The organism is Pseudomonas sp. CM27, assembly GCF_013179515.1.
GTDB lineage: Bacteria > Pseudomonadota > Gammaproteobacteria > Pseudomonadales > Pseudomonadaceae > Aquipseudomonas.
On sequence record NZ_JABMCN010000003.1, the window covers coordinates 31,435 to 52,870 of the forward strand.

Annotated in this window: 21 protein-coding genes and 1 pseudogene; 11 read left to right on the top strand and 11 right to left on the bottom strand. The window is 62.7% G+C overall.

Features of this window, described 5'->3' with window-relative positions:
* Window positions 1-67: 67 nt before the first annotated feature.
* Window positions 68-754, bottom strand: a complete 687-nt coding sequence (locus tag HP547_RS00930) for a GNAT family N-acetyltransferase (RefSeq protein ID WP_172229726.1) — start codon at window positions 752-754, stop codon at window positions 68-70.
* An 80-nt stretch (window positions 755-834) separates the two neighbouring features.
* Window positions 835-1,776, bottom strand: coding sequence for an N-acetyl-gamma-glutamyl-phosphate reductase (gene argC / locus HP547_RS00935; RefSeq protein WP_172285284.1), 942 nt, complete (start codon window positions 1,774-1,776; stop codon window positions 835-837).
* Between the two features lie 217 nt (window positions 1,777-1,993).
* Here argC and HP547_RS00940 point away from each other — a divergent pair, with 217 nt between their 5' ends.
* A complete protein-coding gene (locus HP547_RS00940) occupies window positions 1,994-2,875 on the top strand; it encodes a LysR family transcriptional regulator (protein WP_172229730.1) in 882 nt (293 codons plus the stop codon).
* Between the two features lie 235 nt (window positions 2,876-3,110).
* On the opposite strand, the gene HP547_RS00945 is transcribed toward HP547_RS00940, so the two are convergent.
* Both HP547_RS00945 and HP547_RS00950 read right to left on the bottom strand, forming a co-directional pair.
* The gene (locus tag HP547_RS00945; RefSeq protein ID WP_172227776.1) at window positions 3,111-3,317 is read right to left on the bottom strand and encodes a 4-oxalocrotonate tautomerase family protein; all 207 of its coding nucleotides are present in this window, start codon (window positions 3,315-3,317) and stop codon (window positions 3,111-3,113) included.
* Between the two features lie 18 nt (window positions 3,318-3,335).
* Window positions 3,336-4,070, bottom strand: a complete 735-nt coding sequence (locus tag HP547_RS00950; RefSeq protein ID WP_172227778.1) for an SDR family NAD(P)-dependent oxidoreductase — start codon at window positions 4,068-4,070, stop codon at window positions 3,336-3,338.
* Between the two features lie 123 nt (window positions 4,071-4,193).
* On the opposite strand from HP547_RS00950, the gene HP547_RS00955 reads away from it, so the two are divergent.
* Both HP547_RS00955 and HP547_RS00960 read left to right on the top strand, forming a co-directional pair.
* Entirely contained in the window at window positions 4,194-5,114 is a 921-nt protein-coding gene (locus tag HP547_RS00955; RefSeq protein WP_172285285.1) for a LysR family transcriptional regulator, read from the top strand.
* A gap of 93 nt (window positions 5,115-5,207) precedes the next feature.
* Entirely contained in the window at window positions 5,208-5,471 is a 264-nt protein-coding gene (locus HP547_RS00960) for a hypothetical protein (protein ID WP_172227782.1), read from the top strand.
* A gap of 60 nt (window positions 5,472-5,531) precedes the next feature.
* Here the strand turns inward: HP547_RS00960 and HP547_RS00965 are convergent, their stop codons facing one another.
* On the bottom strand, window positions 5,532-6,182 hold the full coding sequence (locus tag HP547_RS00965; RefSeq protein WP_172285286.1) for a TIGR04211 family SH3 domain-containing protein: 651 nt from the start codon (window positions 6,180-6,182) through the stop codon (window positions 5,532-5,534).
* Window positions 6,183-6,614: 432 nt separating this feature from the next.
* Between HP547_RS00965 and HP547_RS00970 the strand changes: the two genes are divergently transcribed.
* Both HP547_RS00970 and HP547_RS29420 read left to right on the top strand, forming a co-directional pair.
* Window positions 6,615-7,094, top strand: a complete 480-nt coding sequence (locus HP547_RS00970) for a VOC family protein (RefSeq protein ID WP_172227786.1) — start codon at window positions 6,615-6,617, stop codon at window positions 7,092-7,094.
* Between the two features lie 3 nt (window positions 7,095-7,097).
* Window positions 7,098-7,301, top strand: a complete 204-nt coding sequence (locus HP547_RS29420; RefSeq protein WP_256676231.1) for a hypothetical protein — start codon at window positions 7,098-7,100, stop codon at window positions 7,299-7,301.
* 316 nt (window positions 7,302-7,617) lie between these two features.
* Here the strand turns inward: HP547_RS29420 and HP547_RS00980 are convergent, their stop codons facing one another.
* Window positions 7,618-9,366: a BCCT family transporter gene (locus tag HP547_RS00980; RefSeq protein ID WP_172285287.1), complete on the bottom strand. Its 1,749-nt coding sequence runs from the start codon at window positions 9,364-9,366 to the stop codon at window positions 7,618-7,620.
* 312 nt (window positions 9,367-9,678) lie between these two features.
* Here HP547_RS00980 and HP547_RS00985 point away from each other — a divergent pair, with 312 nt between their 5' ends.
* The 4 genes from HP547_RS00985 to HP547_RS01000 all read left to right on the top strand — a co-directional run bounded on the left by HP547_RS00985 (window position 9,679) and on the right by HP547_RS01000 (window position 11,846).
* Window positions 9,679-9,996 carry a hypothetical protein gene (locus HP547_RS00985; protein WP_172227790.1) on the top strand — a complete coding sequence of 106 codons (318 nt, stop codon included), beginning with the start codon at window positions 9,679-9,681 and terminating at the stop codon, window positions 9,994-9,996.
* Between the two features lie 8 nt (window positions 9,997-10,004).
* Entirely contained in the window at window positions 10,005-10,205 is a 201-nt protein-coding gene (locus HP547_RS00990; protein ID WP_172227792.1) for a DUF1289 domain-containing protein, read from the top strand.
* Between the two features lie 49 nt (window positions 10,206-10,254).
* A complete protein-coding gene (locus HP547_RS00995) occupies window positions 10,255-10,896 on the top strand; it encodes a LysE family translocator (RefSeq protein ID WP_172285288.1) in 642 nt (213 codons plus the stop codon).
* A gap of 158 nt (window positions 10,897-11,054) precedes the next feature.
* On the top strand, window positions 11,055-11,846 hold the full coding sequence (locus HP547_RS01000) for an ABC transporter substrate-binding protein (protein WP_172227796.1): 792 nt from the start codon (window positions 11,055-11,057) through the stop codon (window positions 11,844-11,846).
* 15 nt (window positions 11,847-11,861) lie between these two features.
* Here the strand turns inward: HP547_RS01000 and HP547_RS01005 are convergent, their stop codons facing one another.
* From HP547_RS01005 to HP547_RS01015, 3 genes are read right to left on the bottom strand one after another with little or no spacing between them, the layout of a single operon-like run.
* A complete protein-coding gene (locus tag HP547_RS01005; protein WP_172285289.1) occupies window positions 11,862-13,205 on the bottom strand; it encodes a cytochrome c in 1,344 nt (447 codons plus the stop codon).
* An 18-nt stretch (window positions 13,206-13,223) separates the two neighbouring features.
* The gene (locus tag HP547_RS01010) at window positions 13,224-15,473 is read right to left on the bottom strand and encodes a molybdopterin cofactor-binding domain-containing protein (RefSeq protein ID WP_172285290.1); all 2,250 of its coding nucleotides are present in this window, start codon (window positions 15,471-15,473) and stop codon (window positions 13,224-13,226) included.
* Window positions 15,473-15,928: a (2Fe-2S)-binding protein gene (locus HP547_RS01015; protein ID WP_172285291.1), complete on the bottom strand. Its 456-nt coding sequence runs from the start codon at window positions 15,926-15,928 to the stop codon at window positions 15,473-15,475. The genes HP547_RS01010 and HP547_RS01015 overlap by 1 nt, the downstream gene beginning before the upstream one ends.
* Before the next feature lie 258 nt (window positions 15,929-16,186).
* On the opposite strand from HP547_RS01015, the gene HP547_RS01020 reads away from it, so the two are divergent.
* Both HP547_RS01020 and HP547_RS01025 read left to right on the top strand, forming a co-directional pair.
* A complete protein-coding gene (locus tag HP547_RS01020) occupies window positions 16,187-18,373 on the top strand; it encodes an OsmC domain/YcaO domain-containing protein (RefSeq protein WP_172231662.1) in 2,187 nt (728 codons plus the stop codon).
* A 270-nt stretch (window positions 18,374-18,643) separates the two neighbouring features.
* Complete coding sequence (locus HP547_RS01025; protein WP_172285292.1) at window positions 18,644-19,459, top strand: class I SAM-dependent methyltransferase; 816 nt, start codon at window positions 18,644-18,646, stop codon at window positions 19,457-19,459.
* On the opposite strand, the gene HP547_RS01030 is transcribed toward HP547_RS01025, so the two are convergent.
* Window positions 19,443-20,324: a DUF6708 domain-containing protein gene (locus HP547_RS01030; protein ID WP_172285293.1), complete on the bottom strand. Its 882-nt coding sequence runs from the start codon at window positions 20,322-20,324 to the stop codon at window positions 19,443-19,445. The two genes, HP547_RS01025 and HP547_RS01030, sit on opposite strands and share 17 nt — an antisense overlap.
* Before the next feature lie 3 nt (window positions 20,325-20,327).
* Window positions 20,328-21,436: pseudogene (locus tag HP547_RS01035) on the bottom strand (hypothetical protein); the annotation flags it as partial.

The window sequence follows — 21,436 nt, forward strand, 5'->3', positions numbered from 1 at the left end:
TATTCATCGCCCTTGGGTCTTGTGATATCCCTGTGGGAGCGGGCGAGCCCGCGAAAAGGCCCCTCGATCAATGTACGGTCTTGCGCTGCCGCACACACTCCCGCGCCTGAACGGCCAGCTCGTCCAGCCGCTCATCGCGCATCTGTTCCGCTTCGATCATCGCATCTTCACCCTGCTGGTTAAGCAGGTAGGTATGAATCTGCATCACTTCAACCGCCTCGTAGATCGGTGCAATGTCCAGCCGCCCGATCAACGCACCGCTGGCTTGCCCGGTACTGCTCATCAGCACCTGCGGCCCGTTGGCGGCCACTGCCTGCATGCCCATGGCCTCGAACCACGGCACCTGGCTGGCAAAGGCGTTCAGTTCCACGCAGGCATGCCGCGCCTGCAGATCACCCAGCAAGGCGCGGGCGATACCTTGGCGGCGGTGGCTGGGTTGCACGGCCAGGAACGCCAGCGCGCAGGCCTGTTCGTCGTCCTCGGCCGGCAGCGACAGGGCAAAGCCCAGCAGCTGGTCGGGCGCCTCGGCGTCCAGCGCCAGTGTCAGCGCCACCGCCAGGCCGCGGGTGCCGTCCATGGCTTGCAGGTACTGGTGCACCTCCATGCCGACGCCGTACTGGTACAGCGGATACAGGGGGTTGTCGGCAGTGATGGCGACACTGCTCAGTTCGCTGACATTGTGGATCACCAGCTCGCGGATCTGGTTCTGGAAAGATTCGGGCGGCACGCTGTCGAGGCGGCTCAGGATGAACATCGGGTGACGGGCTCCGGCGGGTGGGAATACAGCCCGCGCCGTGCTGGCGCGGGCTGTACAGTTTAACCGGTTTTTCCGTTTCAGCCTTGTGCCTGTAACGCACCAAGCATCAGGTCCAGGTTTTGCACCGCCGCGCCCGAGGCGCCTTTGCCCAGGTTGTCGAACACCGCAGTCAGCAGTACCTGGCCGTGCTCGGGGTTGGCGAACAGCGCCAGGCGCAGGTCGTTGCTGTCGTTGAGCGCCTCGGGGTCGAGGTTGGCCGCAGCGCCGTCCTGGTGCAGGGGCATGACCTGGACGTGCCGGGCACCTTGATAGTGCTGTTCCAGGCAGGCTTGCAGCTGGCCGGCGCTGACCTGGCCAGGCAGCAGGCGCAACTGCAGGGGAATGCTCAGCACGATGCCCTGGCGGTAGGCGCCGTAGCCGGGCATGAACATCGGCCGGGCCGACAGGCCGGCGTGCTGCTGGATCTCTGGTACGTGCTTGTGCGCCAGTTCCAGGCCATAGAGCTGCAGGGTCGGGGCCTTGCTTGCGTCGGGCTGTTCATGCCGTTCGACTGCAGCGCGTCCGCCGCCGGAGTAGCCAGAGATGGCGTGGATGTTCAGCGGATAGTCGGCAGGCAGCAGGCCGGCCTTTACCAGTGGGCGGAGCAGGGCAATGGCCCCGGTGGGGTAGCAGCCGGGGTTGCTGACACGCTTGCTTTGCGCAATGCGCTCGGCTTGTTGGTCGTCCAGCTCTGGCAGGCCATAGACCCAGCCCGGGGTGGTGCGGTGCGCGGAGCTGGCGTCGATTACCCGCACCTGCGGGTTGTAGATGGCCGCCACGGCCTCGTGGGCAGCGTCGTCGGGCAGGCACAGCAGGGCGATGTCGGCGCTGTTGATTGCCTCGCGGCGGCGTTGCGGGTCTTTGCGTTCGCTTTCGGGCAGGGTCAGCAGGCGCAGGTCGCTGCGGCCTTGCAGACGGGCGTGGATTTGCAGGCCGGTGGTGCCTTGGTCGCCATCGATGAAGACAACAGGGGTATGCATGGTCGGGGTCCGGTTGGGGAGGGGTGGGTTATGCTCGCCTGTGGCTTTGATTAAGGAAATTTGAATATCATGACGGTAGTGTTCAGATTTTCTGAACGAACATGTCAAGGCCGGCCCTTTAGCGGGTAGATCGGATCGCCGCACCGCCGCTTCTACACGGACGGGGCTGGGTTTGACAGGCCCTCAGGCTCTTCCTGTGAAGTGGACGGTATAGACAATGCGCGAAATCAGCCTCGACCGCCTCCGCACCTTGGTGGTCATCAGCGACCTTGGCTCGTTTGCCGAGGCTGCACGCCAGCTCAACCTGGCGCCGCCCACCATCAGCCTGCACGTGGCCGAGCTGGAGGCGCGGGTTGGCGGTGCTTTGCTCAGCCGCACCCGCGGCCAGGTTCGGCCCACCGCGATCGGCGAAACGCTGCTGGCGCGTGCCCGTCGCTTGCTGGCCGATGCCGACCTGGCGCTTGAAGAAGTACGCCGGCAGGTCGAGGGGCTGACCGGCCGGGTGCGGCTGGGCGCGTCCACCGGGGCCATCGCCCACTTGTTGCCTCAGGCGCTGGAGCAGCTGCGGGTGGAGCACCCGAGGATCGACGTGCAAGTGCAGGTGCTGACCTCGCAGGCGTCGCTGGCACGGCTGCGCGAGGGCACGCTGGACATCGGCCTGGTGGCCTTGCCGCAGGTGGCGGGGAAAGGGTTGACGGTAACCCCTTGGCGGCGCGACCCGATCCTGGCTTATGTGCCTGCCGACTGGCAGCCACCGGCGAAGGTTACGCCGGCCTGGCTGGCGCAGCGGGCGTTGATCCTCAACGACAGCAGCACCCAGCTGTCGCGGGTGACCGGGGAGTGGTTCGCAGCGGCGGGGCTGTACCCCGAGCCGCGGATCGAGCTGAACTACAACGATGCGATCAAGAGCCTGGTCGGCGCCGGGTATGGGGCGACGTTGTTGCCGCAGGAAGGTGAGGCGGCGGAGCTGGACCGGCGTGTTATGCGCAGGCCGCTGCGGCCGGGGTTATGGCGGCAGTTGGGCATCGCTTGCCGGGAAGGGCAGGGGGAACGGGCAACGGAGTATGTGCTGCAGGCGTTGGAGCGTTTGCGGCAGTAGGGGCTCCATCGTTGGCAGGGGATTTTTGGGGGGATTGCATCGGGGCTGACAGGTGCTTGGCACAGCATTTTCAGCGCCTATGAGATCGAGCGCCGCCCGCGCGGCGCTCGATCTCATAGGCGCTGCACCTCTAATGGCAAGCACCTGTCAGCCCTGATGCAATTTGCCCTGGAGCATAGAATCACCCTCACACTCTGCGCAACGCCTGGTGATCGGTTCTCGTGTGGCAGCAACCTCACCGCCGCTCTCGCGCCCGTACCTGGGTCACCGTCTCCCCACCAACCCCCCAGTTATCGGTCGGCACCTCCTCGATCACCACAAAGGTACTGGCCGGCGGTTTGCCCAGCACTTGCTGCAACATGCGGGTGGTCTGCTCGATCAGCTGGCGCTTGTGCTCAGCAGTTACCCCTTCATCGGTCACACGAATATGCACATAAGGCATGGCTGCTTGCTCCTCTGTTCAGTGCCAGGTGCCGGCAGTGCTGCCGCCATCCACCGGCAAGATCACACCGCTGACGAAAGCTGAGTCGGCCAGGTACAGCACGGCGTCCACCACGTCCTGCGGCGAGCCGGTGCGGCCGCTGGGTGACAGCGCGCCCAGGCCTTGCACATTGCCCCCATGCAGTGGGGTATCGATGATTCCCGGTGCCACCGCATTCACCTGCACCCCGCTGGCCGCCAGCTCCAGCGCCAGGCCTTTTACTGCCTGGTTCAGGCCGCCCTTGACCAGCACCGGCAACAACGCGGGTACGCGGGTGTCTGGTTGCAAGGCGATGGAGGCGGTGATGGCGATGATCTGCCCGTGCCCTTGCCCTGCCATGATCCGCGCCGCTTCCTGGGCCGGGTAGAAGAACCCCTTCAGGTTGGTCCCGACCAGCGCGTCGACATCCACTGCGGTGTACTCGGTAAACGGTTTGGCAATGAAGATGCCGGCATTGTTGATAAGGATGTCGACCCCACCAAAGGTTTGCACCGCGCTGGCGAACAACCGCTCAGCCGTGCCTGGTTCGGCGATGTCGCCGGCCACACCAACAAAGCGCGAAGGATTGCCGAGGCGGCCGGCGGCCTGCTCCAGGCGCGCCTGGCTGCGGGCATTGCCGACGACATTGTCGCCGCGTTCGAGGAACGCCTCGGCCAGGGCGAAGCCCAGGCCGCTGGAGGCCCCGGTGATGATGACGGTTCTTGGCTGGGTCATGCTTGCGTACTCCGGAAGGTGAGCCGATGGCTCGGGTGGAGCTCACTGTAGGCTGCAACACATGCTTGAAAAATGTGCCGGATGGCATTTCAATCAATACACCATGTAATCAATCGAGCCCTCATGTCCCGCCACTTCGATGACCTGCAACTGGGCAGCCTGGAGCTGTTTTGCCTTGCCGCCGACAGCGGCAGCTTTACTGCCGCAGCCACCGAGGCTGGCGTCACTCCGGCGGCGGTAAGCCGCAGTGTGGCCCGTCTGGAGGAACGCCTGGGAGTGCGCCTGTTCGTGCGCACCACCCGGCGGATGCGGCTTTCCGAGGCTGGGCAGGCGTATTACCAGCAATGCCGCCAGGCGCTCGGGCAACTGGTCGAGGCAGAGCGCCAGGTCACAGGCGGCCAGGTCGCGCCCAGCGGCCGCCTGCGCATCAGTGTGCCGACGCCTTACGCGCACCACCGGCTGCTGCCGTTGCTGCCGGCGTTCCAGCAACGCTACCCGCAGGTGCAGGTGGACGTGCATGTCAGCAATCGCAACGTCGACTTTGCCGAGGAGCACTTCGACCTCGCCATCCGTGGCCGCGAGCCTGCCGACTCGCGGCTGGTGGCGCGGCGCCTGGAAGATGCCCCGTTGGTGGTGGTGGCTACGCCCGCCTACCTGGCACGCCGGGGCACACCGCAAGTGCCGGAAGACCTGGCTGGGCACGAGTGCATCCAGTTCGAACTGGCCAGCAGCGGCCGGCGCCCGCGCTGGAGTTTCCGCCGCGATGGCCGAGAACTGGAGTTGGAGACCGATGGCAGCTTCACCTGCCTTGGCGATTTTCTTGCCACCGCAACCCTGGTGCGCCACGGCGCCGGGCTGATGCAGGCCTACCGCTTTACCGTGCAGGAGGCGCTGGACAGCGGCGCGCTGGTGGAGGTGCTGGCCGAGTACGGCGGCACCTCGCGGCCGTTCGTGCTGATCTACCCGCAGGCCCGGCACATGCCGCTGCGGCTTCGGGTATTCATCGACTATCTGTTCGCTGAAGGCGCACGATCACACGGCTGAGCGCAGGTGTGGTTGCCCGAGGGGGACTATGCTGTTTGTGGCGTCGAGCCGATGTCGCTCGAGCATCTTTCGAATTTCCCAGGAGAATGTTGCATGAAATCCATGACACTGCTGGTGATTGCTTCGGTGCTGAGTTTTGCTGCACATGCGGATCCCAAGACCAACTGCGATGCGAAGATTCAGGAGTTGGAAGACTTCCACAAAGCTAGCGGTCAGGCGATGCACGGTGGCATGGCACATGACTTCAAGGTGAAAATGGAGGAGGCCAAGACGGCGCGGGACAAGGGTGACATGACCAAGTGCCAGTCGGCTGCGGACCAGGCCAAGACCATCTACAACAAGGCGCGTAGCAAATAGGTGTGAGCCGTGCCGGCCTCTTCGCGGGATAAACCTGCGAAGAGGCCGGCATAGCTGGCATCAGAACCAGCGGTCGTTCTTCTTCCGGCCGCGGGTCAACGCCGGCAGGATCAGCCCCATCAGCAGCCCCGCGCCGGCAATGCTGCCGCCATACACCATGTAGCGCATCATCACCTGCTTGTTCTCATCGCCAAGGCGCGCCTGGGTATCACGCAGGGTCGACTGGCTCTCATCGAGCTGCTCGCTCAGCGCCTTGTTGCGCGCCTCCAGTTCGTCGACCAGTTTCTTGCGTGAGTCGAGGGTTTCCTGCATGCCCTGCACACGGTTCTTCCAGCTGTCGTCGATGGTCTTCAACTGCCCGGTCAACTCTGCGACCTGGGCATCGAGCAACGGCAGGCGTTCGTTCTGGCCGGGCACCGACTGCAGGTCGTTGCTGAGGATCCACACCACATCGCCATTCTGCCCGCGCACCTGGCTGTAGTTGCCCTGGCTGCCGACCATGGTCAGCTTCTGCCCGGACTTGAGCGTGCCGACGATGCGGTGGCCGTCGGTCGGGCCGCTGCGCACGTAGGTGCTCAGGCTGTCACTGACCCAGCGTGCATCGCTGGCAGGCTCTTCGGCATGCGCCGGTGCGGCAAGGGCCACCACGGTGGCGATCAGGCCACCGCGCAGGGCAATGAGGGCGGAGGCAGTTGGGCGGGATTCGGGCATGTTGGGTCTTCGCTGAAACAGGACAAAAGTAGGCCCGGTGACTGGGCCGGTGAACCGGTCGGTGAGTTGACCGTCAGCGAAAGACCGCTTTTTTGTAAGCAGGTTCACTACCTGATGTCGGAAATGTCTGCAGAATGTTGCGGCGCCCGGCCTCAGGCAGCGCCCCTGCTGTCGTTGACTGTGGCGATGTTGCTGACCGCCATCGCCGGGCAGATTGTTGAGCGCAGCGCCAAGCTTGCTATCCTCGCCACAACAGCAGTCGCGAGACCCCCATGCCCAGACCCCGCAAGCAAGCCCGCCAACGGCAGGTCAATGGAAGGGCTCGCAGCAGGGGGATTTATCGTACAGGCGTACGGTAAAATCGGCTGTGCGGGCCTTGGGTCAATGCCGAGGCTAGACTCTAACGTTCTCCCTCATTCATGGAGCACCACCATGACGGCCAAGAACACAATCTGCCTCTGGTACGACCACGATGCCGAAGAGGCCGCGAATTTTTATGCCAGCACGTTTCCCGACAGCAGCGTGATCGCGGTGCACCAAGCGCCGGGTGATTACCCGTCGGGCAAGCAGGGCGACGTGATCACGGTGGAGTTCACGGTGATGGGCATCCCTTGTGTGGGCCTGAACGGTGGCCCGACGTTCAAGCACAGTGAAGCGTTTTCGTTTCAGGTCAGCACCGAGGACCAGGCCGAAACCGACCGGTTGTGGGACGCAATTATCGATAACGGTGGCGAGGCCAGTGTATGCGGCTGGTGCAAGGACAAATGGGGGATCTCCTGGCAGATCACCCCGCGCATCCTCATCGAAGCCATCGGCCACCCCGACCGTGCGGCGGCCAAGCGCGCGTTCGACGCGATGATGCAGATGGGCAAGATTGATGTGGCCGGTATAGAGGCGGCGTTGAACGGGTGATGCGTGACCCTGTGGGGCGCTTCCACCGAGATCGCGCCCCCGTTATTCCGCCCCAGCGGTGCTGCGGGGCTGTGCGACGAGTACCCGAGCATTGGTTACCCGGAAGACCCTGAATCCTATGGCAACGAAGGCGAGCTGCAGGCGGGCATGGCGCTGTGCGTGGAGGCCTGCATTTACTCGTTCGAGGACAGCTTCCTGGGCGATTGACTGGCCCTGAAAAACAACACATCCGCAGGCTTGCCAAGGCCCGGTAGGAGATCGCCCAGCTCATTGGGCTACGGTGTCGCGCATAGAACGGATGCTGGGCGCTCCGCGTACCCTGTGGGAGCGGGCGCGCCCGCGAAGAATCCAACCCGGTGCATGGCACCGGCTGCGCCGGTGTTCGCGGGCACGCCCGCTCCCACAGGTTCCCTGCTAAATCAGTGAGTTATGTGCAGTTCTACGAGAGCCCACCCGCGAATGCGTTGGCCAAACCAACGACGCATTTGCGGGTAAAGCCCAAAGAGACGAGCGCCAGCCGGTTTCAGCGCTGAGCCACTTCACTGGCCTCTGCCGCCGGCTTCACCGAGGCCTTCTTCTCCTGCACCACGATGTAGAACTCCTCGCCATGCTTCACCGCCCCATACAGCACGGCTTTTTCGATCAGCTCGTTGCCACGCAGGTGGCGCAGCATCATCGGGTCCTTGCGCAGGTCGCGGTACAGCGCCAGGCACAGCAGCACCATCACCACCACGAACGGCAAGGCCACGACAATGGTCAGGTTCTGCAGCCCGGTCAGCGCCTCGCCAGGGTCACCCGGGGCGCCGATCGCCAGCATGATCGCCGCCACCGTACCGGTCAGTGCACCCCAGAAAATCACCGTGCGCCGTGATGGCGCGGTGGTGCCATGTTCCGACAGCGTGCCCATCACCAGCGAAGCGGCATCGGCACCGGAGACAAAGAAGATGCCCACCAGGACCATCACCAGCACCGAGGTGGCCGAGGCCAGCGGGTAGCTGTCCAGCAACTGGTACAGCGCATGGTTGCTGTTGACCGCCCCGTTGGCCAGTTGCAGCGCGCCGTCGCGCAGGGCGTCGATGGCCGCGCCGCCGAACACGGTGAACCACACCAGGCTGACCAGGCTCGGCACCAGCAGCACGCCGGTCACGAACTGGCGAATGGTGCGGCCACGGCTGATGCGGGCGATGAACATGCCCACGAACGGTGTCCAGGAGATCCACCAGGCCCAGTAGAACACCGTCCAGCCGGCCAGCCAGTTGTCCATCTGCTCGCCGCCGCTGGCGTTGGTGCGGGCCATCATTTCCGGCAGCATCTTGATATAGATGCCGATCGAGGTCGGCAGCAGGTTGAGCATCAGCAGGGTCGGCCCGACCACGAACACGAACAGCGCCAGCAGCAGTGCCAATACCATGTTGGTGTTGGACAGCCACTGGATGCCTTTGCCGATGCCCGATACCGCCGAGGTGACGAAGGCAATGGTCAGCAGCGTAATGATCGAAATGTAGAACAGCTTGCCCGGGCTTTCGATCCAGCCGTTGTACTCCAGGCCGCCGGCGATCTGCAGCGCACCCAGGCCCAGCGAGGCGGCCGAGCCGAACAGCGTGGCGAAGATCGCCATCATGTCGATCAGCCGGCCCAGCGGGCCGTTGGCGTGCTTGCCGATCAAGGGGCGGAAGGCAGCGGAAATCAGCTGCGAGCGGCCGCGGCGGAAGGTGCCGTAGGCAATCGCCAGGCCGACGATGGCGTACATGGCCCAAGGATGCAGGGTCCAGTGGAACAGCGTGGTGGCCATGGCCACCTGCATCGCTTCGCTCGACTGGGGGCTGGCCGAACCAGGCGGCGGCGACACATAGTGCGACAACGGTTCGGCCACGCCGAAGAACATCAGGCCGATACCCATGCCGGCGCTGAACATCATCGCCACCCAGGACACCGTGCGAAATTCTGGCAGTTCGCCATCACGCCCCAGCGGCACCCGACCGTAACGGCTGGCGGCCAGCCACAGCACGAACACCACGAACAGGGTGGAAGTGAGCACGAAGAACCAGCCGAAGTTGAGAATGACCCAGGATTGCGCGCTGGAGGCGCTGCTGGCGAGGCTGGCCTGGTTGAGCAGGCCCCACAGCACGAATGCGATGGCCAGGACGCTGGTGCAACCAAACACGATCCAGTCGAGCTTGCCCTCGAAACGCCGGTCCTGGCGGGCTTCTGCGGTTTTCGAGGGGTCGGTCACCCCAAGGTCGAGCGTTTCGGTGATGTGTTCCTTTGCCATGAAGAATGAGGCCCCTGTGGCTTACCTGCAGGTGCAGGCTTGTTGTTGTGTGGGCTACCGAGCTCGATGACGGCCTCGGCCGGGTGAGTTGCCGCCGCGATTATCCTGTGCCGCAAAAGGCGGCTCCTGTCCCGATTACGCCCTGGGGCGTCCATTGCGCGACCTGCCAACTGCTTTTAGTTCCGGGGGCCATGACCCTTTATACCTCGCGTTCTGGTAACCTGACGGTCATTACCCGGGCCTGCACATCCGAGCACCGTAGAAGCGCTGCTGCTTGTGGGCCAGGCCGTACCAGGAAACGGAGATTCGTCAATGGCCACTGACCGTGTGAGCCTGATTCATTTCGATAAACTGAGCATGAGCCCTGACGCAGCCGATCGGTTCCAGAAGGCTCTCGACGCGCTCGAAGCGCTGAAGTTGCAGGACCGTTACGTGTATCTCATCGCGCATTATCTGGGTGATATCGCCGACGCCTCCGACACTGAGCAACTGAATACCGCCTTGGCCCAAGGCATTCGCGTGGTCGATGAACTGCTGCCGCCCAGGTCGGTCAGCAAGGTCAAGGCTGCAGAACTGCGCAAGGTTTTCCACGACGCCGCCGAGCGCGCGCGTGCGCAATTGTCTGGCTGAGCACCGGCATGGCCAAAGACATCGACAACCCCTGCGTCTCGTTATGCCAGCTCAACAGCGAGCTGTGCGTAAGCTGTGGCCGTAGCCGTGACGAAATCCGCAAATGGCGGGGCATGAAACGCCCGGAAAAGATGGCCACCGTGCAACGGGCGGCGACGCGCATGAAGGCTATCGCCAAAAAGGCAGCCAAACGGCAGAATGCCGACTGAACCTGCGTGCCATCCACGCAGCCTTTGCCGATTGCCTGACGAGCCTGAAATGGATTCCCACTCGCTGCTTGCTTTTACCCTGGTTGCCGCTATTGCGATTGCCAGCCCTGGCCCTGCCACCCTGATGGCCATCAACAACAGCCTGGCCCACGGCCAGCGCAGCGCGATCTGGTCGTCGCTGGGCAATGGCTTGGGCCTGTTCTGCCTGTCGGCAGCCGCCATGCTGGGGCTGGGCGCGCTGCTGGCCAGTTCCGAAATGCTGTTCAATGCCGTGAAGATCCTGGGGGCGGGCTACCTGTTCTACCTCGGGGCGCGGCAATTGCTGAAAAAAAGCCCGATGCTGGTAGCGGGAAGTGCAGAGGGCGTGGCCAAGGTCCGGCCTACGCCTGTGAAGCTGTTCAAGTCGGCCTTCTTCACGGCGGTCACCAACCCCAAGGCGACCATGTTCTTCACTGCATTGTTTCCGCAGTTCATCGACCAGGGCGCCGCATTGCTACCGCAGTTCCTGACCCTTACCGGGATTTTCGTGGCGTTGTCGCTTACCTCACTGAGCCTGTATGCCGCCCTGGCTGCGCGGGCAAAAGGGGTATTGACGCGGCCGTCGCTGTCGCGCTGGGTGAGCCGGGTGGTGGGTACGACCTTTATCGGGTTTGGTGCAGCGATCCTGGCGATGCGCCGCCAAGGCGCGTGAAAATGCGTGGTCCGGCCGATGAAAGGCCAGCCTGCTGGCCGCTGATGGTCCAGACTGTCTGCAGCACGCGCAGATGATTGCTGCAGTCGACCACAGGAGGTGGCAGCCTTTGGCCGCTCCGCCGGGTCGGCGGATGTCACAGGTGCCGAGGGTCGTCGATGATCGAGCGTTGCTTTCGCTACGCCTTGCCAGTTTTTCTGTGCCTGCTGCTTCCCTTGGCGGCGGCAGCGGCTGAGCAATGTCGACGGCTGACCGCCACCGGTAACCCGGAATACCCCCCGTACCTGTGGCGCGACCCGCAAAACCCCCAGCAGCTGATCGGCGCCAATGCCGACCTGCTCAAATACCTGGGCAAGCAGCTTGGGCTGGAAATCGATGTGATCTACGCCGGGCCTTGGTCGCGCGCGCAGGAAGAAGTGCGTACTGGCCGGATCGACCTGCTGGCCGGGTATTTTCAGACCGATGCGCGTCGGCAGCAGATGGACTTCGTCGCACCGCCATTTCTGCACACACCCAGCGTGGTGTGGGTGCGCCGGGACAACGCCTTTGCCTATCGGCAATGGGCCGATCTTGCAGGTCGCAAGGGCGGTACGCTGGTCAACAACAGCCACGGCCAGCAATTCGACGACTACGCCAAGGCCAACCTCACCCTTGAAGCGGTGCCCGGTGCCCGGCAGGCGTTCGAGAAACTGATGCACAAGCGCAGCGATTACGTGGTGTACGAGCAGTACCCCGGCATGGCGCTGGCGCGCACGTTGGGTATCACAGGTACTCTCCAGGTGCTGGAGCCGCCGGTTTCCAGTGAGGGGTTGTACCTGGCGCTGTCGCGTAACTCGCGCTGCAACCAGTCACAGCTGCGTGAAGCGCTGGCACGGGAGATGGAGAGGATCGTTGCCGGGGAATTGCCGGAGCGGTTGTTGAAGCAGAACCTGGAGCGGGCGCAGCCGTAGCAGCCCGCCCCTGCTTCAGCGCATATGCAGAATGATCGGGCTGCTGCTGGCCGGGTCGGTATGTTCACGCAGCTTCCCCACCGCCTGCGCATTCACCGCACCACCGTGGTTGCCCCATGCCGTGCGCACGAAGCTCAGCACCTCGGCAATCTCCTGATCACTCAACTGCTCGCGCAAAGCCGGCATGCGATAGGCATCCGGCACCCCGGCAGTTACCACGCGCTGCGAACCGTTAAGGGTGATGTTGATCGCCGAGGCCGCCTCTTTGGCCAGGGCCGACGTGGCCCCGGCCAGCGGCGGCATCCATTCGGCCTGGCCCTTGCCATCCAGGCCGTGGCACGTTGCGCAGCGGGTCACATAGGTATGTGCGCCCGGTCTGTCGAGCCGCGCCGTTGCAGATTCTGCCTGGTACTGCCACGGCACGCCGTCGCGCTGCGGGTCGCCGGGTAGCGATTTCAGGTAGCGGGCAATGGCGGCAAGGTCCTCGTCATGCATGAACTGCAAGGAGTTGTTGAACGCCTCGGTCATCGAACCGAACACCACCGCATGGCGGTTTCGCCCGGTCTTCAGGAACTGCGCAATGTCCGCCTCGCTCCAGCGCCCCAGCCCGGTATTGGGGTCGGCGCGCAGGCTCGGTGCGTACCAGCCATCGAGCAGGGCGCCGGCGAGGAACGGCTTGCCGCTGTCATCCAGGGCTTTCTCGTTGAAAGCCAGGCCCCGCGGGGTATGGCAGCTGCCGCAATGGCCGGGCCCCTGGACCAGGTAGGCACCACGGTTCCACTGCGCATCCTGCTCGGGTTTGTCGGTGTATGGTGTGTTGGCAGCGAACAGGCCGTTCCACAGGGCGATGGGCCAGCGCAGGTTCAGCGGCCAAGGGATATCGCTGGCCAGGTTGGCCTGCCGGGCAGGTTGCACCCCGTGCATGAAGAACGCATAAAGCGCCTTCACATCATCATCGCTGAGCTTGGCGTAGGACGGGTAGGGCATGGCCGGGTACAGCCGCCGTCCGCCAGGAGCCACGCCTTGACGCACGGCGCGGTCGAAGTCGGCCAGGCTGTAGTTGCCAATACCTGTGTCGCGATCAGAGGTGATGTTGGTGGCGTGGATTGCGCCCAGCGGGGTGGCCATTTCCAGTCCGCCGGCAAACGGTCTGGCGTCTGGCAGGCTGTGGCAGGCCACGCAGTCGGCGAGACGGGCCACGTACTCGCCGCGGCTGACCAGCGCCGGGTCGCTGGCCACGATCGGCGTCCCGGCAAACGGCGAGGCGGGCTCGCGGGTGACGTACCAGGCCAGCAGGCCTGCCGCGACCAGGCAGGGCAGCACCAGCCAGCCAGCGGTCCTTGCGAAACGATGGGTCATGGGGCGTTCCTTGTGCAGTCAACTGAAGGTATGGCGGCTCAATGGCAGGCTGCGCACGCGCTGGCCGGTAAGCTGCGCGACCGCATTGGCCACGGCCGGTGCCACGGCGGGCAGCGGCGGCTCGCCGATGCCACCCATCTTCGCGCCGCTTTCGACAATACGTACATGCACCCGGGCCATGCGCGAAGGTGGCAGGATCGGGTACAGGTCGTAGTTGCGCGCGCGCGGTTTGCCGTCCACGTACACCGCTTCCTCCAGCAACGTCTGCGATAGGCCCAGGGCGACTGCGCCGTTGACCTGGTGCTCGATGATCGCCGGGTTGACGATGCTGCCCGGGTCGATGGCCTGCCAGATGTCGTGCACCTTGACCTGGCCGTTGTCGATCGACACCTCGGCAATCACCGCGGCCTCCGAGCCGAACGGTGAGGCCATGGCCACGCCCCGCGCGCGCTTGCTGCCATCTTCGGCGGTGAACGGGCCGCGTTTCCAGCCACCGGACAATTCGGCGACCGCGTTCAGCAGGTTGGTCAGGCGCGGGTTGTCGCGTAGCAGGTGGCGGCGCAGTTCGAACGGGTCCTTGCCGCCCTTGTCGGCCAGCTCGTCGAGAAAGCTTTCATAGAAGAAGTCGTTCAGCGAATTGCCGACCGAGCGCCAGTAACCCAGCATGGCCGGGCCTTTGACGTAGATCTGGGCAATGCGCTTGTTGGCAATGGCGTAGGCCTTGCCCGATAGCCCTTCAAGCGCGGTTGGGTCGACTTTGTCGCCTTGCTTGCCGGCGATGGCCTCGGTGGGGCCTTCAGTGGCACTCACCGCCTCCAGCGCAACCGGCCAGCCCTCGGCGTCCAGCCCAGCGCGGAATTTCACCACAGCAACGGGCCGCAGCACATCGCGCAGAAACTCCTCTTCGCGGCTCCAGATAAGCTTCACTGGCCGGCCGACTGCCTTGGCCAGGGCGATGGCCTGGGGGTAGGGGTTGGCCGAGTCGTACAGGAAGTGGCGGCCAAAGAAACCGCCCAGCAGCGGCGAGTGGAGGAGGATCTGTGCAGGGTCCAGGCCCGTACGCTTGGCAATGTCGTCACGGAACATGTCCGGTGCCTGGTTGGGCAGCCAGACCTCCAGGGTGCCGTCGGGGTTGTAGCGGGCGAGGGCAGAGGGTGGCTCCAGCTGGGCGTGGTTCAGGTACTGGTTATGGTAGCTGGCTTCGATGCTGGTCTTGGCATTCCCCAGTGCGCCGGCGATATCGCCTTCGTTCTCCTCGTCGCGGGCCGGCCCCTGCACGGTGGCCAGGTACTCGCGCCAGCCGTCGCTGGAAAAGTCCGCGGGCATCGGCCGCACCTTGGTGTCCGCCGCCGGCTCTTTCCAGTCTACCTGGACCGCTTCCACCGCGCGCTTGGCGTGCCACCAGCGCTCGGCGACCACGGCGACGGCGCCTGGCAGCTGATGCAGTGAATGCACACCTTTCATGGCCTTGACCTGATCCTCATTGCGCAGGCTGCCCACGGTCATGCCCAGGCGGGGTGCGTGCTGCACGGCGGCATGCAGCATGCCGTCGACTTTCATGTCGATGCAGTACTGGGCCTTGCCGGTTGACTTGTCATAGGCATCCAGGCGGCGCACGGGTTTACCGATCCAGCGAAACTGGCTGGGGTCGCGCAACTTGACCGTGCTCGGATCAGGCACCGGCAGGTCCATCGCGCGCCCGGCCAGCTCACCGTAGGGAATTGAGCGGCCAGTCGTGGTATGTACTACGTTACCCGGCGTGGTGGACAGCTGTTCGACCGGTACGCCGAGCTGTTCGGCGCCTGCCTGCAGCAGCATGGCACGGGCCAAAGCGCCCAGGCGGCGCATGGTCGGGTAGCTCATGCGCACCGACATGCTGCCACCGGTAATACGCATGCCGTTTTCCATCACCACATAGGCTTCGCCGGGTGGCGCGCTGTCCACCACGAAGTTGGCAGGGTCGACATCCAGCTCTTCGCCGACGATCTGCGCCATGGCGGTAAAAGGCCCCTGGCCGCCTTCCATGAACGGGCTGAGCAGGCGCACCGTACCGTCCGGGCGGATCTCCAGAAACGCCGGCACCTGGGTGCCGCGTTGCGCGCTTGCTGTGGCCGCCGCTTGCACCCGGGCCGTGCCCATGGGCAGGCCGAAGCCAAGTACCAAGGCGCCGACCGCAGTGCCGGCGATAAAGCGCCGGCGTGACAGATTGACTGTTTCGCCAAGCTGCAGTTTGAGCAGTTCGGCGGGGGTATCGGCTGGGGTGTTCATCAGGCTGTTTCCCCCTGAGCCAGGTCATGCACGGCGGCATGGATAGCGTTATAGGTGCCGCAGCGGCACAGGTTGACCATCGCCGCTTCGATCTGCGCGTCACTGGGTTTGGGGGTGTGCTTGAGCAGCGCCGTGGCCGCCATCACCTGGCCAGACTGGCAGTAGCCGCACTGGGCCACCTGGTGCTCGACCCAGGCGGCGACCACGCGCTTGCCGACCGCATCGGCCTCGATCGCTTCGATGGTGGTGACCTCGCGCCCGACCACTCCGGCCACCGGGGTAACGCAGGCGCGCACCACATTGCCGTCCACCAGCACCGAGCAGGCGCCGCACTGGGCCAGGCCGCAGCCATACTTGGTGCCGGTCAGGCCCAGGTCATCGCGAATTACCCACAACAAGGGCGTGTCGGCGTCCGCCTCGACCTGATAGGTCTTCTGGTTGATGCGTAGTTCCATGGTTCACCTGCCATTCACGGTTGCTGTCGCTGTGTTTTTTGCCTGGGGAATACGTTGTTCTCCAGTGCAGAAACGCTAGCACACCTCTACGACCGCGCGTCCCTTGACCGGGCGGCGGCAGAGGATCGGGCAAGCAATCCGGTGAAATGCGCAAGCCTGCGGCCGCGCTGCGTTCAGATGCGGGGAGGACTTCCTGCGTGAAAACCCGGATAATGCCGGCCAATTTCGTTTTGCACGCTTAAATCACGGTAAACCCGCATGGAAATCAAGGTCAATTTTCTCGACAATCTCCGTCTAGAAGCCAAGTTCGACGACTTCACGGTGATCGCCGACCAGCCGATCCGTTACAAGGGCGATGGTTCGGCCCCAGGCCCGTTCGACTACTTCCTGGCGTCCTCGGCCTTGTGCGCGGCTTACTTCGTCAAGTTGTACTGCCAGACCCGCGACATCCCCACCGAAAACATCCGCCTGTCGCAGAACAACATCGTCGACCCGGAAAACCGCTACAACCAGATTTTCAAGATCCAGGTGGAGCTGCCCGAGGACATTTCCGAGAAGGACCGCCAGGGCATCCTGCGCTCCATCGACCGCTGCACGGTCAAGAAGGTGGTGCAGACCGGCCCGGAATTCGTCATCGAAGTGGTCGACAACCTCGATGCCGATGCCCAGGGGCTGCTGATGCCGGTGTCGGACACCAGCACCTACATTCCCGGCAAGGACCTGCCGCTGGAGCAGACCATCGCCAACATGTCCGCCATTCTCGCCGGGCTGGGCATGAAGATCGAGATCGCTTCGTGGCGCAATATCGTGCCTAACGTGTGGTCGCTGCATGTACGCGATGCGCAGTCGCCGATGTGCTTCACCAACGGCAAAGGCTCGACCAAAGAGGCCGCGCTGGCCTCGGCGTTGGGCGAATTCATCGAGCGCCTGAACTGCAACTTCTTCTACAACGACCAGTTCTGGGGCGAAGACCTGGCCAACGCGTCGTTCGTGCATTACCCGAACGAGCAGTGGTTCATGCCTGGCCCACGCGATGCGCTGCCGGCCGAAATCCTCGATGCGCACTGCCTCGAGGTCTATAACCCGGATGGCGAGCTGCGTGGCTCGCACCTGTACGACACCAACTCGGGCAACAAGGCGCGCGGCATCTGCTCGCTGCCGTTCGTGCGCCAGTCCGACCAGCAGGTGGTGTACTTCCCGTCCAACCTTATCGAAAACCTGTTCCTCAGCAACGGCATGAGCGCCGGCAACACCCTGGCCGAGGCGCAGGTGCAGTGCTTGTCGGAAATCTTCGAGCGCGCGGTCAAACGCGAAATCCTTGAAGGCGAGCTGTGCCTGCCGGACGTACCGCAGGAGGTGCTGGCCAAGTACCCGGCCATCGTCGCCGGTATCCAGGGGCTGGAAGAGCAGGGGTTCCCGGTGCTGGTGAAAGATGCCTCGCTGGGCGGTGAGTTCCCGGTCATGTGCGTGACCCTGATGAACCCGCGTACCGGCGGCGTGTTCGCCTCGTTCGGCGCCCACCCTAGCCTTGAAGTGGCGCTGGAGCGCAGCCTTACCGAACTGCTGCAGGGCCGCAGCTTCGAGGGCCTGAACGACCTGCCGCAGCCCACCTTCGAAAGCCACGCGCTGACCGAGCCGAACAACTTCGTCGAGCACTTCATCGATTCCAGCGGTGTGGTGTCGTGGCGCTTCTTCAGTGCCAAGGCCGACTTCGAGTTCGTGGAGTGGGACTTCTCCGGCCACGGTGAGGATTCCAACCTCCAGGAAGCCGCCACCCTGTTTGGTATCCTCGAAGCGCTGGACAAGGAAGTGTACATGGCGGTGTATGACAACCTTGGCGCCACCGCGTGCCGCATTCTGGTGCCTGGTTATTCGGAAATCTACCCGGTCGAGGACCTGATCTGGGACAACACCAATCGCGCCCTGTCGTTCCGTGCCGACATCCTCAACCTGCACAGCCTCGATAGCCGCTCGCTGAAGCTGCTGCTCAAGCGCCTGGACAACTGTGACGTCGATGACTACACCACCATCACCACGCTGATCGGCGTGGAGTTCGACGAGAACACGGTGTGGGGGCAATTGACCATTCTTGAGCTGAAGCTGCTGATCTGCCTGGCGGTGCAGCGTTTTGAAGATGCCAAGGAACTGGTCGAGGCGTTCCTGCAGTTCAACGACAATACCGTCGAGCGCGGCCTGTTCTACCAGGCCCTGAACGTGGTGCTGGAAGTGCAACTGGACGACGAGCTGGAAATGGTCGACTACGAAGCCAACTTCCGCCGCATGTTCGGCAACCCGCGCATGGACGCGGTGCTGGGATCGGTGGACGGCAGCGTGCGTTTCCACGGCCTCACCCCTACCAGCATGAAGCTCGAAGGCCTTGACCGCCATCTGCGCCTGATCGAAAGCTACAAGAAACTGCACGCTGCCAGGGCCAAAATGGCCTGACCGCAGCTGCATCCAGCCGCTCCTACAGGGATCATGTGGTCCCTGTGGAGCGGGCTTGCCGGCGAATCCGATATCACCGCCAACAATCAATGCCAAAGTCATATGAAGGGCCGGGCATACCTCATATAACGCCTCGATCTTGTCCCTATCCCTATTTCGTCTTGCCGCTGCGCCTGCCAAAGGCGTAGCTTTCTGCACCCATCCTTTTGATCCACCGGCGCATACACCGCCAGAAGGACCTCGGCCGCGCACAACAAGAAGGCGCAGACCATGAGCACCCCTTTGGACAACAATGCCCTGAAAACCCGCCAACAAGCCGCTTGGGCAAGTGGTGATTACGCGGTAATCGGCACCACTCTGCAGCTGGTTGGCGAACGCCTGGCCGAGGCCTGTGACCTACGCTGGGACGAGCAGGTGCTGGACGTTGCCGCCGGCAACGGCAACGCCACCCTGGCCGCTGCCCGGCGCGGCTGTCGCGTTACCTCCACCGATTACGTGCCCGAACTGCTCAAGCGCGGCGAAGAACGGGCGCGGGCCGAGCACCTGAACGTGGTGTTCCAGGCCGCCGATGCCGAAGCCTTGCCATTCGCCGATGGCAGTTTCGATGCAGTGCTGTCCACCTTCGGTGTGATGTTCGCCCCCGACCAGGCCCAAGCCGCGCGCGAGCTGGCGCGGGTGTGCCGGCCCGGTGGTCGCATCGGCCTGGCCAACTGGACCCCGCAAGGCTTCGTAGGCCAGATGTTCAAGACCCTTGGCCGGCATGTACCACCGCCCGCCGGGGCTTTGCCGCCTTCGCGCTGGGGCGATGAGGCCCAGCTGCGCGTGATGTTCGAGGGGGCGCATGGCGAATTGAACGTCAGCCGCCAGCACTTCAATTTCCGCTACCGCTCGGCAGCGCACTTCATCGAGGTTTTCCGGACATGGTACGGGCCGGTGCACAAGGCGTTCGCCGCTTTGGAGCCGGAGGCGGCCAAGGCGTTGGAGCGTGATCTGGCTGAATTGTTGGATGCAAACAATGTGGGTGGCCCATCGTCGCTGGTGGTGCCGAGTGAGTATCTCGAGGTGGTGGTCACTCGAGAGCGTTAGCAGGCGCGCTTTCAAAAGCCTCAGCGGGTGGCGCCGCTGCGCGAACATTGAAGAGCTTGCAGACGAAGTACCAGGCAATGGCGACTGTGAGGTTGTAAGGGAACAGAACGGCCCAGAATGGCAATTGCCAGTTCTTTTTGCCCTGCATTTCTCCCGGCTCGCCGGTTCGCCATGGGGCATAGTGGCGCCAGGCTTCCGCCGGGGTCAGGCAGATCGCGTGCAGGGGCTTGTGCCACCAGTTGGGTTCGCCTGGCGGGGGAAGTTTGTCCGGGCCGTGGTCCATGAAGTGGCGAAGGTATTCCCAGACTTCGGCGACGTACTGAATGTCGGATTCGGTGGGCGAGTTACTGTCGACCCACAGGCAGTCTTTCTGGTGCAGGCTGCCATCTTCTCGGCGAGGGGCGAAGGCTAAGGCGTAGCTGGTGGTAAAGGATGATCCACCGAATTCAGTGCGTTTGAATCGGCCTCCCCTGATGTTGTTCCAATCAAAAGTGAATAGTTTTCCGAAGCGTTTATAATAGATTTTTTGTGTTGTCCTATTCAGGTAGATGTCAGAAAGCTTTTTTATATAGATTATTCTATAGGCTAGGAAAGGTGTAAAAATAAAAGGTACTATAATCTGCGCTACCAGAAATGCGTAGGCGCCCTCTAGCTCATAGTTGGTTGTGTCATCTAAAAGAAGAGTGTACACAAATATTGCAGTAGCTAGGCACATTGCCGTGTACATTTTCCCCATAAATACTGAGTCAGTAACCCATGGATTTCTCAAGCGCAGGAAGAAGCTGGTGGAATCAACTAGCTGGTCTGAGATTTTAGGTTCTATGTCGTTTTTTTGATGGGGGTTGAATAACCATATGGTTGCCATGCGTCACCTCTCGATACAGAATTGGGTATTTAGCTTTAATCGTGTGGCTAATCCATGATTTAGATGATAGTTGATTGTTAGTCTTGCGCTTTTGGTTGCTTTTTTTTGGGTCTTGTAATGGAGTACTAAGCCAGCTGGTGTTATATAGCATATTGGTAGCGTGGTAATCGTTGTTGTATGTCCATCACGATCGCTGGACTCCAACGCTCCTGACCATTCGCTTTGTTCGAGCATGAAGTTTGGCAGCAATATGGTGAATTCTATTGTGGGCGTGGCCTGTGATACTTGACTGTGTATAATTGTTGCCCAGTCCGGGGTAGGCCATTGGCTGTTTACGCTAAGGTCTGTGGTAAGCCCTTCTAGACCTAATTGTGTAGAGTGATCCAGCGAAAGTGCTAATGGAGCATATGTCTCAGAATGCCATGATTCGATTTCCATAATTATGTTATCGAAGCGAGGAAGTTTTTGCTCAAAGTCTAGAGTCAAGTCAGGGCGGATTTCGCCATCGCTTTGTCTGGTTCCAAAAATACATCTGCTCGCCCATAACTCTATCGGGCTGTGTAAGCGTTCATGCGCCTTGGAATAGAGATATAGCCCTCCTGCCATAAGAGAGGCTCCCATCAACACTACACCCGCTGCGGCCCAGCCTGCGAAAGGTATAAAAAATGTCGGACCAGCGATGGCAAGGCTCCCCTCTAATATGAGGGCGGAGCCTATGGCACTTACCGCGCCGCCGGTAATATTATATAGACCGGTAACTGAATTACCGTTTTGTGATTGGCGCCATCCCTTGGTAAAGTCAGATAGAAGGCCCAGTATTATCGCCGGGTAGCCTGATGCTCTCGCGAACAGGTGACTATTGAGTAGCGTGATGATTCCCTTGCCGAAGGCAATACCTGGCGCCATTGGGCTAAGCCTCGAGATTACAACTCTTTGCGCTGCCCTTACGCTGACCAATGTTGCCGCCGCTGCACCGATCACGCCGAAAATGGATGAAGCAAACCCCATCGCGTATTCCGGGGCATCGCTCTTCTGCAGGCTGTTATAGGCCGTCTTCAGCGACAGCACGTTGAACCACAGCATCCCCGCGTTCAAACCGCCTCCGCCGCCAG